10 protein-coding genes and 1 tRNA gene are annotated in these 14767 nt (G+C 44.8%); 7 read left to right on the top strand and 4 right to left on the bottom strand.

What is annotated here, in order from left to right; genetic code table 11:
* Nucleotides 1-44: 44 nt before the first annotated feature.
* Complete coding sequence (locus JZY04_RS18140; RefSeq protein ID WP_005781816.1) at nt 45-317, bottom strand: HU family DNA-binding protein; 273 nt, start codon at nt 315-317, stop codon at nt 45-47.
* 247 nt (nt 318-564) lie between these two features.
* On the opposite strand from JZY04_RS18140, the gene JZY04_RS18135 reads away from it, so the two are divergent.
* The 4 genes from JZY04_RS18135 (at nt 565) to secDF (ending at nt 7057) form a co-directional block, all read left to right on the top strand.
* A complete protein-coding gene (locus JZY04_RS18135; RefSeq protein ID WP_005781814.1) occupies nt 565-1239 on the top strand; it encodes a rhomboid family intramembrane serine protease in 675 nt (224 codons plus the stop codon).
* The gene (locus JZY04_RS18130; RefSeq protein WP_005781812.1) at nt 1220-2119 is read left to right on the top strand and encodes a rhomboid family intramembrane serine protease; all 900 of its coding nucleotides are present in this window, start codon (nt 1220-1222) and stop codon (nt 2117-2119) included. Before JZY04_RS18135 ends, JZY04_RS18130 begins: the two co-directional genes overlap by 20 nt.
* 3 nt (nt 2120-2122) lie before the next feature.
* Nucleotides 2123-3220: an endonuclease/exonuclease/phosphatase family protein gene (locus JZY04_RS18125; protein WP_122142300.1), complete on the top strand. Its 1098-nt coding sequence runs from the start codon at nt 2123-2125 to the stop codon at nt 3218-3220.
* An 813-nt stretch (nt 3221-4033) separates the two neighbouring features.
* A complete protein-coding gene (gene secDF, locus JZY04_RS18120; RefSeq protein WP_122142301.1) occupies nt 4034-7057 on the top strand; it encodes a protein translocase subunit SecDF in 3024 nt (1007 codons plus the stop codon).
* 67 nt (nt 7058-7124) lie between these two features.
* Here secDF and JZY04_RS18115 read toward each other — a convergent pair.
* Nucleotides 7125-7199, bottom strand: a tRNA-Arg gene (locus JZY04_RS18115).
* Between the two features lie 506 nt (nt 7200-7705).
* Here JZY04_RS18115 and JZY04_RS18110 point away from each other — a divergent pair.
* Together JZY04_RS18110 and JZY04_RS18105 are read left to right on the top strand one after the other, a co-directional pair.
* Nucleotides 7706-9556, top strand: coding sequence for a 2-oxoacid:acceptor oxidoreductase subunit alpha (locus JZY04_RS18110; RefSeq protein ID WP_005811730.1), 1851 nt, complete (start codon nt 7706-7708; stop codon nt 9554-9556).
* A 3-nt stretch (nt 9557-9559) separates the two neighbouring features.
* Nucleotides 9560-10570: a 2-oxoacid:ferredoxin oxidoreductase subunit beta gene (locus JZY04_RS18105; protein WP_005781799.1), complete on the top strand. Its 1011-nt coding sequence runs from the start codon at nt 9560-9562 to the stop codon at nt 10568-10570.
* 93 nt (nt 10571-10663) lie between these two features.
* Here JZY04_RS18105 and JZY04_RS18100 read toward each other — a convergent pair whose 3' ends face one another.
* Nucleotides 10664-11533, bottom strand: coding sequence for a glycerophosphodiester phosphodiesterase family protein (locus JZY04_RS18100; RefSeq protein WP_227560282.1), 870 nt, complete (start codon nt 11531-11533; stop codon nt 10664-10666).
* A gap of 125 nt (nt 11534-11658) precedes the next feature.
* Nucleotides 11659-12312, bottom strand: a complete 654-nt coding sequence (upp, locus tag JZY04_RS18095; RefSeq protein ID WP_005811733.1) for a uracil phosphoribosyltransferase — start codon at nt 12310-12312, stop codon at nt 11659-11661.
* Nucleotides 12313-12576: 264 nt separating this feature from the next.
* Between upp and pckA the strand changes: the two genes are divergently transcribed.
* Entirely contained in the window at nt 12577-14184 is a 1608-nt protein-coding gene (gene pckA / locus JZY04_RS18090; RefSeq protein WP_122142302.1) for a phosphoenolpyruvate carboxykinase (ATP), read from the top strand.
* The last annotated feature ends 583 nt before the right edge of the window (nt 14185-14767 follow it).

Genomic DNA, 14767 nt, shown 5'->3' with positions numbered 1-14767 from the left:
CGTATCAGCGTCTCCTCTCTTAATTTCTTTTCAACTATAAATGCTTATTTTATAGCATCTGCCAACTCAGCACCTGGCTTGAATTTAGCAACTTTCTTTGCGGGAATAATAATCGCTTTCTTTGTAGAAGGATTGATACCTGATCTTTCGGCTCTTTCAGCTACAGAAAATGTACCGAAACCAACCAAAGAGATTTTGTCACCAGCTGACAAAGCTTTTGTAACCGAAGAAAAGAAAGCTTCAAGTGCTTTCTTAGAATCCACTTTACTTAAACCGGATTCTGCTGCCATTGCATTAATAAGTTCAGCCTTATTCATAATACGTAAATGATTAATTAATATATGTTACACAAAAGATATCCTTAAAATCCTCACAAATATAGAGTAACAAAACAACATATCAAATAAAAACATCAAAAAAACACATCAAATTATTGAAAAAGAACTAATAGTAGATTATTTTTCTGCTGTAGAACAGAATTTATTCGTATTTTTGCGTCTATTATCATGTGTAAAGGAGCTAATGCACACATTATCACATTAATTACATTAACAAATTAGAAGAATGCCAACTGTAACAAAAAACCTGATAATTATCAATGTCCTCCTATTCCTCGGTCAACTTGTAGCGCAAAGCTACGGGATTAACTTATCCGATTATCTGGGTCTCCACTTTTTCCTCGCCGACAACTTCAATCCGGCACAGCTATTCACTTATATGTTTATGCACGGAGGATTCAGCCACATCTTTTTCAATATGTTCGCAGTATGGATGTTCGGCCGGATTCTTGAACAAGTATGGGGACCGAAACGTTTTTTATTCTATTATATCCTCTGCGGCGTGGGCGCAGGCCTACTTCAGGAGGTGGTGCAATACATACAGTACGTGACCGAACTGTCGCAATATACCAGTGTAAACATCGGTACGGGCATTATCCCCATGAGTGAATACCTGAACATGATGACCACAGTGGGAGCTTCGGGATCCGTATATGCCATCTTGCTGGCTTTCGGAATGTTGTTCCCCAACCAGCAGTTGTTCATCTTCCCGCTGCCCTTCCCCATCAAGGCAAAGTTCTTCGTCATCGGATATGCCCTGATAGAGTTGTACGCAGGCTTTGCCAACAATCCGGGTGATAACGTGGCACACTTTGCACACCTCGGAGGAATGATATTCGGATTTATCCTGATCATGTACTGGAGAAAAAAGAACAGAAACAATGGGACATATTATAACTGACCTGAAAGAAGCGTTTCGCAGAGGAAACGTCTATATCCAACTGATATTCATCAACGTCGGTGTATTCGTTGTTACGACGCTGATCGGTATCCTGTTGCAGTTATTCAACCGGAGCGCGGCAGGAATCTTTGAATTATTAGCTTTGCCGGCATCCTTCACACGGTTTGTGTGGCAACCATGGTCCATCTTTACTTATATGTTTATGCATGCAGGATTCCTGCACATCCTGTTCAACATGCTCTGGCTTTATTGGTTCGGTTCGCTGTTCCTGTATTTCTTCTCGGGCAAACACCTGAGAGGCCTTTATATTGTAGGCGGAATCTGTGGCGGGCTGCTGTATATGATCTCTTATAATGTCTTTCCGTATTTTCGCCCAATGACCGCCTACTCCACCATGGTAGGCGCATCGGCTTCGGTGCTGGCCATCGTAGTGGCAACCGCCTATCGGGAGCCCAATTATCCTGTACGCCTTCTCTTTTTCGGTAATGTGCGTCTGAAGTATCTGGCCCTGATCGTTGTGCTGACCGATTTGTTTTTTATCACCTCAAGCAATGCAGGCGGGCACATCGCCCACCTGGGCGGGGCACTGGCAGGACTCTGGTTTGCGGCCAGCCTGAACAAAGGGAAAGACATCACTTCATGGGTTAACAAAGCGCTCGACGCAATCGCCGCCCTGTTCAGCGCCAAAACCTGGAAACGGAAACCCAAAATGAAGGTGCATTACGGAAACAATACCCGTCAGAACGATTACGACTACAATGCCCGTAAAAAGGCACAGTCGGACGAGATAGACCGCATTCTCGACAAACTGAAGAAATCGGGTTACGAGAGCCTGACTACGGAAGAAAAAAAGAGCTTGTTCGACGCAAGCAAAAGATAACGCATGAAGCATATAGGCAGATTAGCCCTATTCCTGTTCCTGGCCGTCAACGCATTCTTCATCGGAATGTTGCTGCTGACAGCTTACAGTCCGTACATCAACCCTGAAGTACACCCGGTGCAGTCGTGTCTGGGACTGACATTCCCCATCTTTCTCGTCATCAATTTCTGCTTTCTGATCTTTTGGCTTATCGTGCGCTACCGTCTCGCGTTAGTACCTCTTTTAGGATTCCTGCTTTGTTATCCGCAGATCAGGACGTATATGCCCATCAACATGGAGCCGTCCGGACAGCCGGAGAACAGCATTAAACTCCTTTCGTACAACATCATGTCCTTCGGCAACATGAAGAAAGAGAATGGACAGAACCCTATTCTGAACTATATAAAGAACAGCAAAGCCGATATTGTCTGCATGCAGGAGTATGCGGGTTCCGAAACAGCCAAGATACACCTCAACAAAAAAGAGATCAGACAAGCCTTAAAAGACTACCCGTATCGTCACATCAAACAGGTGGGAAAAACGGGAGCCGGCAGCCAGATAGCCTGTTACTCCAAGTTCCCCATTCTTTCCGCCCGTATGCTCGACTATCAGAGCAACTACAACGGCAGCATGGTTTACGATATAAAAATAGGAAAAGACACCGTTTTGCTGATAAACAATCATCTTGAATCGAACAAGCTTACCCGCGAAGATAAAGTAGTATACGAAGACATGCTGAAAGACCCGAAAGCAGGAAAAGTGAAAAGCGGTATCCGGCAACTCGTCAATAAACTGGCTGAAGCTTCGGCTATCCGCTCGGCACAGGCACGCGCCATTGCTCAGGAAATAGCCCGTTCTCCCTACCCCTCGGTCATCGTTTGCGGCGACTTTAACGACTCTCCCATATCGTATGCCCACCGAGTTATTTCGCAAGATCTGGATGACGCATTCACCGAATCGGGACGGGGACTGGGTATCTCGTACAACCAGAATAAATTCTACTTCCGGATCGACAATATCCTGATCAGCAAGAATCTGAAAGCATCGGGATGTACGGTAGACAATTCGATCAAAGACTCAGACCATTACCCCATCTGGTGCTACATCACGCTCCCCGATTAATCGTAGGAAACAGTTCGTTCCTACAGCATCCACACAGCCCCGTATGCGTCAGTACTGCCTTTGGGACACAACAAGCGGAATGTGCGCTTTTGTTTCCCACCGATCCGATTCAGTAACAAAAAGACAGTAAAAAGCGCTATTCGCTAACCATACCCGGTGAAAAAAGTCTCAAACCAGGAGCCGGACAGAAGAAAAAACGGTGAATTGGAACCGGAAAGCCGGGGTTTACATCAACATGAGCCGGGGTTTAGAGCAAAAAGACCCTTTCTTTTCGGGAAAAGAAGTAAGCATTTACCCCAAAAGAAGTAAGCATTTTCGGAAAATGCTTACTTCTTTTCCCCCATATCTCTATATGTTATTCAAATTACATCTATTGTCCCGAAAAATAACACTTATCCGGACCTTATAATCTTCTAACAGCCTTCTCTCAACAGTCCTTATCGGAACATCAAAAAGACAGATTATCCTCCCCGGAAGACGTATCGGGAACATTTACGTCCACACAGCTTTCTTTCTGAAAGAAAATGAAAGATAAAACCGAAAATGCGATAAATTCCGGAACGAAATAGAGCCGTTTTTCCGGGGCAACCTGTGTCAAGAGCCGAAAAAATGAAATCTGAGAGCCTTCATTTGACATATTGCCAAAATGACAAACGATACTTCCACCAATATCCGCCAAAGCGTCTCAAAAATCCCCTTCACATTCAAATATTTGCCTCCTAATTACTTCTGAATGTGAAAAAAAAACTATATTTGCAGCCTTGTATGCGACAGAAATCAATTAAAATGTAATCATAATAAATTAAAAGTAAAATGCAAAACAAAGGATTTGTAAAGGTTTTTGCGGTATTACTCACGCTGGTATGCGTGTTCTACCTCTCTTTCTCCTTCGTGACTCGCCATTATACCAATAAGGCAAAAGAGTTTGCGAAAGGCGATGTGAAAGTAGAGCAGGACTACCTCGACTCTCTCTCCAACGAGAAAGTATGGTTGGGTAACTATACGCTGAAACAGTGTCGTGAAATGGAAATCAGTTTAGGTCTGGACCTTAAGGGAGGTATGAACGTTATCCTCGAAGTGTCTGTACCCGATGTTATCAAAGCATTGGCTGACAACAAGCCCGACGAAGCTTTCAACAAAGCACTGGCCGAAGCTGCCAAACAAGCTACTACCAGCCAGGACGACGTGATCACGCTTTTTATTAAAGAGTATCACAAGACTGCCCCGGGTGCCAAGCTTTCTGAACTCTTCGCAACACAACAGCTCAAAGACAAAGTAAACCAGAAATCATCTGACGCCGAAGTTGAGAAGGTGTTGAGAGAAGAAGTAAAAGCTGCCGTAACCAACTCCTACAACGTGCTTCGTACACGTATCGACCGCTTTGGTGTGGTTCAGCCCAACATCCAGAGCCTCGAGGACAAAATGGGACGTATCATGGTGGAACTTCCGGGTATCAAAGAACCCGAACGTGTAAGAAAGTTGCTCCAGGGATCGGCTAACCTTGAATTCTGGGAAACATACAACGCCAAAGAAGTAGCTCCTTACTTGCAGGCTGCCGACTCTAAACTCCGCGCAGTCCTGGCACACGAAACTACTGCCAACGATACTGTTACCGCAGTAGATTCGACAGCTACAGCCGTAGCGGAAGCTACAGCCGATCAGGCAATCAGCGCCGCCGACAGCCTTGCTGCCGCACTGAAAGGCGGAGAAAAGAAACAGCAGGCTTCTTCTGCCGATTTGGAACAATTGAAAAAAGAACATCCGCTACTGGCCATCCTGAGTGTAAACCCCAACGGAGGTCCCGTAGTAGGTTACGCCAACTACAAAGATACAGCTACTGTCAATTCATACCTCGCTATGAAGGAAATAGCTGCCGAACTGCCGAAAGATCTCCGTTTAAAATGGGGTGTTTCTCCGTTCGAATACGATCCGAAAGGACAGACTTTCGAATTGTATGCTATCAAATCGACCGAACGTAATGGCAAAGCACCGCTGGAAGGTGACGTTGTAACCGATGCCAAAGACGACTACGACCAATATGGCAAACCGTCTGTAAGCATGTCGATGAACTCTGACGGTGCACGCCGTTGGGCATTGCTGACCAAACAGAACATCAATAAGTCCATCGCCATCGTATTGGATAACTATGTATATTCCGCACCGAACGTAAGTAACGAAATCACAGGCGGTAACTCACAGATCACCGGCCACTTTACTCCGGAACAGGCAAAGGACTTGGCTAACGTATTGAAGTCCGGTAAGATGCCGGCTCCTGCACACATCGTTCAGGAAGACATCGTTGGTCCGTCATTAGGTCAGGAATCCATTAACGCAGGTATCTTCTCATTCGTTGTCGCTCTGATCCTGTTGATGATCTATATGTGCTCTATGTACGGATTCATCCCGGGTATGATTGCCAACGGCGCTTTGGTGCTGAACTTCTTCTTCACGCTGGGTATCCTTTCATCTTTCCAGGCCGCACTGACTATGTCAGGTATTGCCGGTATGGTGCTGTCACTCGGTATGGCGGTGGATGCGAACGTGTTGATCTACGAACGTACCAAAGAAGAGCTTCGTAGCGGTAAGGGCGTGAAGAAAGCATTGGCGGACGGTTATTCAAATGCCTTCTCTGCTATCTTCGACTCCAACTTGACTTCTATCATCACCGGTATCATCCTGTTCTACTTCGGTACAGGTCCGATCCGTGGTTTCGCCACAACTCTGATCATCGGTATCCTCTGTTCATTCTTCACAGCCGTGTTCATGACCCGTCTGGTTTACGAACACTTCATGAACAAAGACAAACTGCTGAATCTGACATTTACTTCACCTATCTCAAAGAAGATGCTGGTAAATACCCACTTCGACTTTATGGGTGGCAACAAGAAATGGCTGACTATCACAGGCGTGATCCTGCTGATCTGCATCGGTTCATTGGTAACCCGCGGTTTGAGCCAGAGTATCGACTTCACCGGTGGACGTAACTTCAAGGTTCAGTTCGAAAATCCGATTGAACCGGAACAGGTACGTGAGCTGATTTCTAACAAATTCGGCGACGCCAACGTAAGTGTCATCTCTATCGGTACCGACAAGAAGACTGTACGTATCAGTACCAACTACCGCATTCAGGACGAAGGTAACAACGTGGACTCGGAAATCGAATCTTACCTGTACGAAGCATTGAAACCCATGCTGACTCAGAACATCACCCTGGCTACATTCATCGACCGTGACAACCACACAGGCGGCAGTATTATCAGTTCACAGAAAGTAGGTCCGAGTATCGCCGACGATATCAAGACAGCTGCTATCTGGTCGGTTGTATTCGCCCTGATCGCCATCGGCTTGTACATCCTGCTCCGTTTCCGCAACATCGCTTACAGTGTGGGTTCGGTAGCGGCTCTGACCAGCGATACGCTGATGATCATGGGTGCATACTCTCTGTGCTGGGGTTGGATGCCATTCTCTCTGGAAATCGACCAGACTTTCATCGGCGCTATCCTGACTGCCATCGGTTACTCAATCAACGATAAGGTGGTGATCTTCGACCGTGTACGTGAGTTCTTCAGTCTGTATCCGAAACGCAATGTGAAACAGTTGTTCGACGACTCTCTGAACACAACTCTGGCACGTACCATCAATACCTCATTGAGTACGTTGATCGTATTGCTGTGTATCTTCATCCTGGGTGGTGATTCTATCCGCAGCTTTGCCTTCGCAATGATTCTGGGTGTTGTTATCGGTACACTGTCATCACTGTTCGTAGCTTCTCCAATTGCTTATATGATGCTGAAAAACAAAAAAGGTTCGGCACCGGCAACTACTACAGAAGAATAAAGCCTGATATATTATAAGGTATAAAAAAGCCTCCTTCGCGATTATGCGAAGGAGGCTTTTTGTTTTATGGTAGCCCCGAGGAGAATCGAACCCCTATCTAAAGTTTAGGAAACTTCTATTCTATCCGTTGAACTACAGGGCCATGATAGATATCGACTGCAAAGATAACGCATTCTCCCGATTTGGCAAACCCCGAAGAATAGATTTATACAAGAAGAATATGCAAATACCTCCTATATCAATAAAGAATAGACGAGCGATCACAAGAATAAACTCAAAACACAAAAAATGAAAGAAAATTCAATTAAAATACAATCATATATCTACCTATCAAGCCGATTGAAGAGCAATTCGTCAGAAGAAGGGTGAAGAAGCAATATCAATCTGCTTGTCAGAATGCCTATATTCGGACAAAATGCAGACATATTGCTTACTCCGGAGAACAAAATAGCAGCAAAACGGGTATCTTTTAATAAAGCCCTACAGATAAATCAGAAAAGATTTTGTTAAGTCACTTAACTTTGCGAACTTTGCCTGCCACATATACAAGGAAGTGACAAACAAAAAAGACACGCTGGTGGTTAATATTCTAAGAACACACTAACACCGGTTAATGTTAATCCTAAATTTAAATATATAAATAGAATTATGGCAGACGAAATGATGGTTAAAGAATTGGAGGAAGTGGTTGTTCGCTTCTCCGGCGATTCCGGCGACGGTATGCAGTTGGCCGGCAACATCTTCTCGAACGTGTCGGCTACGGTTGGAAATGACATCTGTACATTTCCCGATTATCCGGCAGATATCCGTGCTCCGCAAGGGTCGCTGACAGGTGTGTCAGGTTTTCAGGTACACGTTGGCGCAAGTAAAATATTCACCCCCGGTGATCATTGCCACGTATTGGTAGCCATGAATCCCGCCGCACTGAAAACTCAAATTAAATTCTGTAAACCGCAGGGACTGGTCCTCACTGACTCCGACTCCTTCGGAGAAAAAGATCTGGAAAAAGCACAGTTTAAAACAGGCAACCCTTTTGAAGAGCTGGGAATCAAACAACAAGTGCTCGAAGTGCCCATCTCATCGATGTGCAAGGAGAGCCTCAAAGACTCCGGACTGGACAACAAAGCCATGCTGCGTTGCAAAAATATGTTCGCCCTCGGATTAGTATGCTGGTTGTTCAACCGTAACCTGTCCGCCGCAGAGAAAATGCTGAACGAGAAGTTCGCCAAGAAACCGGAAATTGCCGCTGCCAACATCAAAGTGCTGAACGACGGTTACAATTATGGAGCCAATACGCACGCTTCTACTTCCACTTACAAAATTGAAAGTAAAACTCCGAAAGCCGCAGGACTCTATACCGATATCAATGGTAACAAAGCTACATCGTACGGCCTGATCGCCGCTGCGGAAAAAGCCGGGTTGGAACTCTATTTAGGATCATATCCTATTACTCCCGCTACCGACATCCTGCACGAGCTTGCAAAACATAAATCAATGGGGGTGAAAACCGTTCAGTGTGAAGACGAAATTGCCGGATGTGCTTCGGCCGTTGGTGCGGCTTTTGCAGGCGATCTGGCTGTAACAACGACTTCGGGACCGGGTGTCTGCCTGAAAAGCGAAGCCATGAACCTGGCTGTTATTGCCGAACTGCCATTGGTCGTAATTAATGTACAGCGCGGGGGACCTTCTACCGGTATGCCAACCAAATCGGAACAAACCGACCTGTTGCAAGCCCTTTACGGACGCAATGGCGAAAGCCCGATGCCCGTCATTGCAGCCACTTCGCCCACTAACTGCTTTGATGCCGCCTATATGGCTGCCAAAATAGCTCTTGAGCACATGACTCCGGTAGTACTGCTGACCGACGCTTTCATCGCCAACGGTTCTGCGGCCTGGAAACTTCCTGACCTGGACGAATATCCGGCTATCAAACCTCCGTATGTGACACCGGAGATGGCCGAAACATGGACTCCGTTCCAACGTAACGAAAAGAGCGGCGCGCGCTATTGGGCCGTTCCCGGAACAGAAGGATTCATGCACCGCATCGGCGGACTTGAAAAGAGTAATGAAACAGGTGTGATCTCTACAGAACCTGAGAACCACCAGAAAATGACGCTTCTACGCCAGGCTAAAATAGAAAAGATAGCCGACAGCATCCCCGAACTTGAAGTACAGGGCGATACTGATGCCGACCTGTTGGTAGTTGGCTGGGGCGGTACTTATGGACATCTCTATTCAGCTGTGGAACATATGCGCAAAAACGGAAAGAAAGTGGGACTTGCCCATTTCCAATATATCAATCCGCTGCCTAAGAACACTGCTGAAGTACTGAAGAAATACAAAAAGATCGTGGTGGCCGAACAGAACCTGGGACAATTTGCAGGATATCTGCGCATGAAAGTGCCCGGATTGAATATCAGCCAGTTCAACCAAGTAAAGGGCCAGCCGTTCGTAACGAGAGAACTTGTAGAAGCATTTACTAAATTATTGGAGGAATAAGAGATGAGCGAAACAGTATATACAGCAAAAGATTATAAATCAGGCCAGCCTCGTTGGTGCCCGGGATGTGGTGACCACGCTTTCCTGAACTCTCTGCACAAGGCCATGGCCGAACTGGGAGTAGCTCCACACAACATTGCCGTAATCTCCGGTATCGGTTGTTCTTCCCGTTTGCCTTATTACGTCAACACTTACGGTTTCCATACCATTCATGGACGTGCAGCTGCTGTCGCAACAGGCGCCAAAGTAGCTAATCCGAATTTAACCATCTGGCAGATTTCCGGTGACGGTGACGGGCTGGCCATTGGCGGCAATCACTTCATCCATGCGGTACGTCGCAATATCGACCTGAATATGATTTTGTTGAACAACCGTATCTACGGTCTGACTAAAGGTCAATATTCTCCGACTTCCGACCGTGGTTTCGTCAGCAAATCGTCTCCTTACGGAACCGTAGAAGACCCGTTCCATCCGGCAGAACTCTGCTTCGGAGCGCGCGGACGCTTCTTTGCGCGTTGTGTAGCAGTAGACGGACCGGCATCTGTCGAAGTCCTGAAAGCTGCCGCCAACCATAAAGGAGCATCAGTCGTAGAAGTTTTACAAAACTGTGTCATCTTCAACGACGGCACACACGAATCGGTAGCAACCAAAGAGGGACGTTCTAAGAATGCAATCTATCTGGAGCATGGCAAACCGATGCTCTTCGGTGAGAACAAAGAATTCGGACTGATGCAGGAAGGTTTCGGACTGAAAGTGGTGAAAGTAGGCGAAAACGGCATTACGGAAAAAGACATCCTGGTTCACGATGCCCACAGCCAAGACAACACTTTGCAACTGAAGTTAGCACTGATGGAAGGACCGGATTTCCCGATTGCACTCGGTGTGATTCGTGACGTGGAAGCTCCAACCTATAACGATGCAATCGTTGAACAGATCGACGAAGTGAAAGGCAAAAAGAAGTATCACAACTTCAAGGAGTTACTGATGACCAATGAAACATGGGAAGTAAAATAAAACACCCTTCCCGTTAATTCATATGATCTAAAAATAAGGGGTATCGTTGAACGATACCCCTTATTTTTAGATCATATCTGTCCCAGCATCGTTTCATTCCTTCCATGTATGCTCTGGTCTGTATTTCTTCACAAACAATTCCGGTCTGTCCGTAGCCAACACATCCACCCCAAGTTCAATAGCTTTCCGGTCGGACTCTTCCACATTGTCGGTGCCCAATGCCAACGCAAGCACCCTCAATCCTTTTTTATGGCAACGCTCCACCAAATGCTTATCCAATGAATCGATCCGGATAACTGCAATATCAGGGTTTATTTCCGCTATAACCTTATCAAGTTCGGCACCACCTCCCACATACGCTTGCAAAGTCCGTACTTCAGGAGCCGCCTCACGAAATGCTTTTGCTTGTTTGTCCGACCAAAAAGTGAATGTACAATTTTCCAGCATTCCTTCTCTGCGCACCAGGCCGAGCAATTGTCCGAAGTCCCCCGAACGATAATCGAGGGTCAGTTTTAATCCGTTCTGTTTAGCCTTGCGCAATAAAACCTCCAACCGGGGTACACGCTGCCCCCTGAACTCTTCTCCGAACCACGAACCTGCGTCCAGCGTATCAATATCCGCCGAAAGCCATCCGGAAATCGGTCCTGTTCCATTCGTCGTACGGTCTAAAGTAGAGTCGTGTAACAAATAAAATACACTGTCCTTGCTGATACAGACATCACACTCCATAAAGTCAATCTTATACTTTATACAAGAATCCGCTGAAGCCAACGTATTTTCCGGCGCGATGCAATCGGCTCCCCGGTGCCCGCTCAGTTCCGGCAGCCGGACGGGATCACTCTTACAAGCCCCGACCGATAAAGCAAAAGACGTATAAACAGCTATTGAGAATATTTTAGAAAATTTATTTTTCACTTTAATTATATCTTTCCACGTTTCATTATAGTGGTGACAAAGATACATAAATCTCTTCTTTCTTGCTTGCCATCAGAAACCATTTTATAAAAAAACAGCCTGCCTTCTTCTCCCCGATCCATAATCAGAGAGCAAGAAGGCAGGCTGTCCGGTCATCACCTTTTCTATCTTTTTTACTCTTTCTCACCGAAAGCAAGATCGCCCGCATCGCCCAAACCGGGAACAATATACGAATGCTCATTAATCTCAGGATCGATAGCGGCACACCAGATCGTAGTTTTATCTTCTGGCAGAATAGAGGCTATATGGTCTACAGCCCTCTGGCTGGCAATAATCGAAGCGACATGAATCTCAGAAGGATGCCCCTTGGTCAGCATAGCCTGATAACTCAGCTCCATACTGCCACCTGTGGCAAGCATCGGGTCTGTAATGATAAGAGTTTTTCCGTCAATACGCGGTGAAGCGATATATTCAATATGTATGTCAAATTTCAGCGTATCTTTGTACTTGCGATAAGCTGAAACGAACGCATTCTCAGCATAATCGAAGTAACTCAGGAAACCCTGGTGGAAAGGCAGGCCGGCACGAAGTATCGTACTGATAACTAACTGATTGTCCGGTGTACTAACAGGTGCTATTCCCAACGGTGTCTGTATCTCCTTTACCGAATAAGCGAACGTCTTGCTCATTTCATAAGCCATTACCTCGCCGATACGTTCAATATTACGGCGAAAACGCAAGCGGTCGTTTTGAACCTCAACGTTCCTTATCTCTGATACATACTGATTCAATATTGAGTTTGTCTCACTTAAATTAATAATCTTCATCTTTTCAACTGCGTTTTAATATTCAGGTTTTATACGGTGCAAAGTAAGTGATAATCTTTCAATTTGCAACGTTCAGTTTGCAGATATTGTTACGTAAATATAAAACGGTTTCTATTAAAGAAAAATTTCTCTAATATATTCTTTGTTTCCAAAGAAAGCATTACTTTTGTAGTCGATTTACAAGGGTATGTTTAAAAACATTCCTCTCCAAATGCCAGAAAGAGATAATAAACAATATACCAATTTTAATTAATTCAAAAGAAAATGGCAAATTTAGATTTAAGCAAGTACGGTATTACAGGTGTTACTGAAATCCTGCACAACCCGTCTTACGATGTTTTGTTCGCTGAAGAAACAAAACCAGGTCTGGAAGGCTTTGAAAAAGGTCAAGTAACAGAATTGGGTGCCGTAAACGTAATGACTGGCGTTTACACAGGCCGTTCTCCTAAAGATAAATTCTTCGTTAAGAATGAAGCTTCTGAAAATTCAGTATGGTGGACTTCTGAAGAATACAAAAACGACAACAAACCTTGTTCAGAAGAAGCTTGGGCTGACCTGAAAGCTAAAGCCGTTAAAGAACTTTCTAACAAACGCCTGTTTGTTGTTGATACTTTCTGTGGTGCTAACGAAGGTACTCGCATGAAAGTACGTTTCATCATGGAAGTAGCTTGGCAGGCACACTTCGTAACTAACATGTTCATCCGCCCGACAGCTGAAGAACTTGCTAACTACGGAGAACCTGATTTCGTATGCTTCAACGCTTCTAAAGCAAAAGTTGACAACTACAAAGAACTGGGTCTGAACTCAGAAACTGCTACAGTTTTCAACCTGAAGACTAAAGAACAAGTTATCCTGAATACTTGGTACGGTGGTGAAATGAAGAAAGGTATGTTCTCAATCATGAACTACATGAACCCGCTTCGTGGTATCGCTTCTATGCACTGCTCTGCTAACACAGATATGGAAGGAACTAGCTCTGCTATCTTCTTCGGTTTGTCTGGTACAGGTAAAACTACTTTGTCTACTGACCCGAAACGTAAATTGATCGGTGACGACGAACACGGATGGGACAACGAAGGTGTATTCAACTACGAAGGTGGTTGCTACGCTAAGGTTATCAACCTGGATAAAGAAAGCGAACCGGACATCTTCAACGCTATCAAACGTGACGCTCTGTTGGAGAACGTAACAGTAGCTGCTGATGGTAAAATCAATTTCGCTGACAAATCTGTAACAGAAAACACTCGTGTTTCTTATCCTATCTACCACATCGAAAACATCGTTAAACCGGTGTCTAAAGGTCCTCACGCTAAACAAGTTATCTTCTTGTCAGCTGATGCCTTCGGTGTATTGCCTCCGGTATCTATCTTGAACCCGGAACAAGCTCAGTATTACTTCCTGTCTGGGTTTACAGCTAAATTGGCTGGTACAGAACGTGGTATCACTGAACCGACTCCGACATTCTCTGCTTGCTTCGGTGCTGCATTCTTATCATTGCACCCAACCAAATATGCAGAAGAATTGGTTAAGAAGATGGAAATGACCGGTGCTAAAGCATACTTGGTTAACACAGGATGGAACGGAAGCGGCAAGCGTATTTCTATCAAAGATACTCGTGGTATTATCGACGCTATCCTTGACGGTTCTATCGACAAAGCCCCGACTAAGGTTATTCCTTTCTTCGATTTTGTTGTTCCGACAGAACTTCCGGGTGTTGATCCGAAGATCCTTGATCCTCGCGATACTTATGCTGATTCAGCACAGTGGGACGAAAAAGCAAAAGATCTTGCAGGTCGTTTCATCAAGAACTTCGCTAAATTCACTGGAAACGAAGCTGGTAAGAAGTTGGTTGCTGCTGGACCGAAACTCTAATCAGACAAAGTTAACAACTTTAAATAATCGAAAGGCGACTCTGAAAAGGGTTGCCTTTCTTTTTTGTCCTGTACCGCACAAGAACCTGCCGACTAAGAAATCTCTTCTCAATTAACATTGTTAATGCCGCTTGCATATCACTTTCTTCCTTATATGCAAACAACAAGTCTTTTGCGTCTAAAAGATTTGTTACCTATTATCCAAACAGTTGTTTTAAAGCCATGTTAAAACGAGTATTTCAACAACAAAATCCATATTCTCCATCTTACTGATTTTCAATACATCAGATAAAGAAGAACCTCATTCCTGAAAGATATCATCCCTTGATTTTTCAAAGACATAACTATCATTCTGATAAGTACTCCCCGCTTCGAGATCGAAAAAGACATCAACCAAACGATAGAATCCCTCGGTATGGACACAAAATAAATCACACAAAGAATGAAACTTGCGTAAAGAATGGAATTATTTGATTTCCCAGAATGCAATCACCCTATTGGCAAAATCAACAACCTGATAAACGATATAATAAAAGAGTAATAAACGTTTCAACGGAAAAGTCGCCTAAGTTCTTTCAGTACTT

The organism is Bacteroides sp. 11BF (assembly GCF_019633765.1).
Lineage (GTDB): Bacteria > Bacteroidota > Bacteroidia > Bacteroidales > Bacteroidaceae > Bacteroides > Bacteroides hominis.
This window is presented reverse-complemented; position numbering and strand designations above follow the sequence as displayed.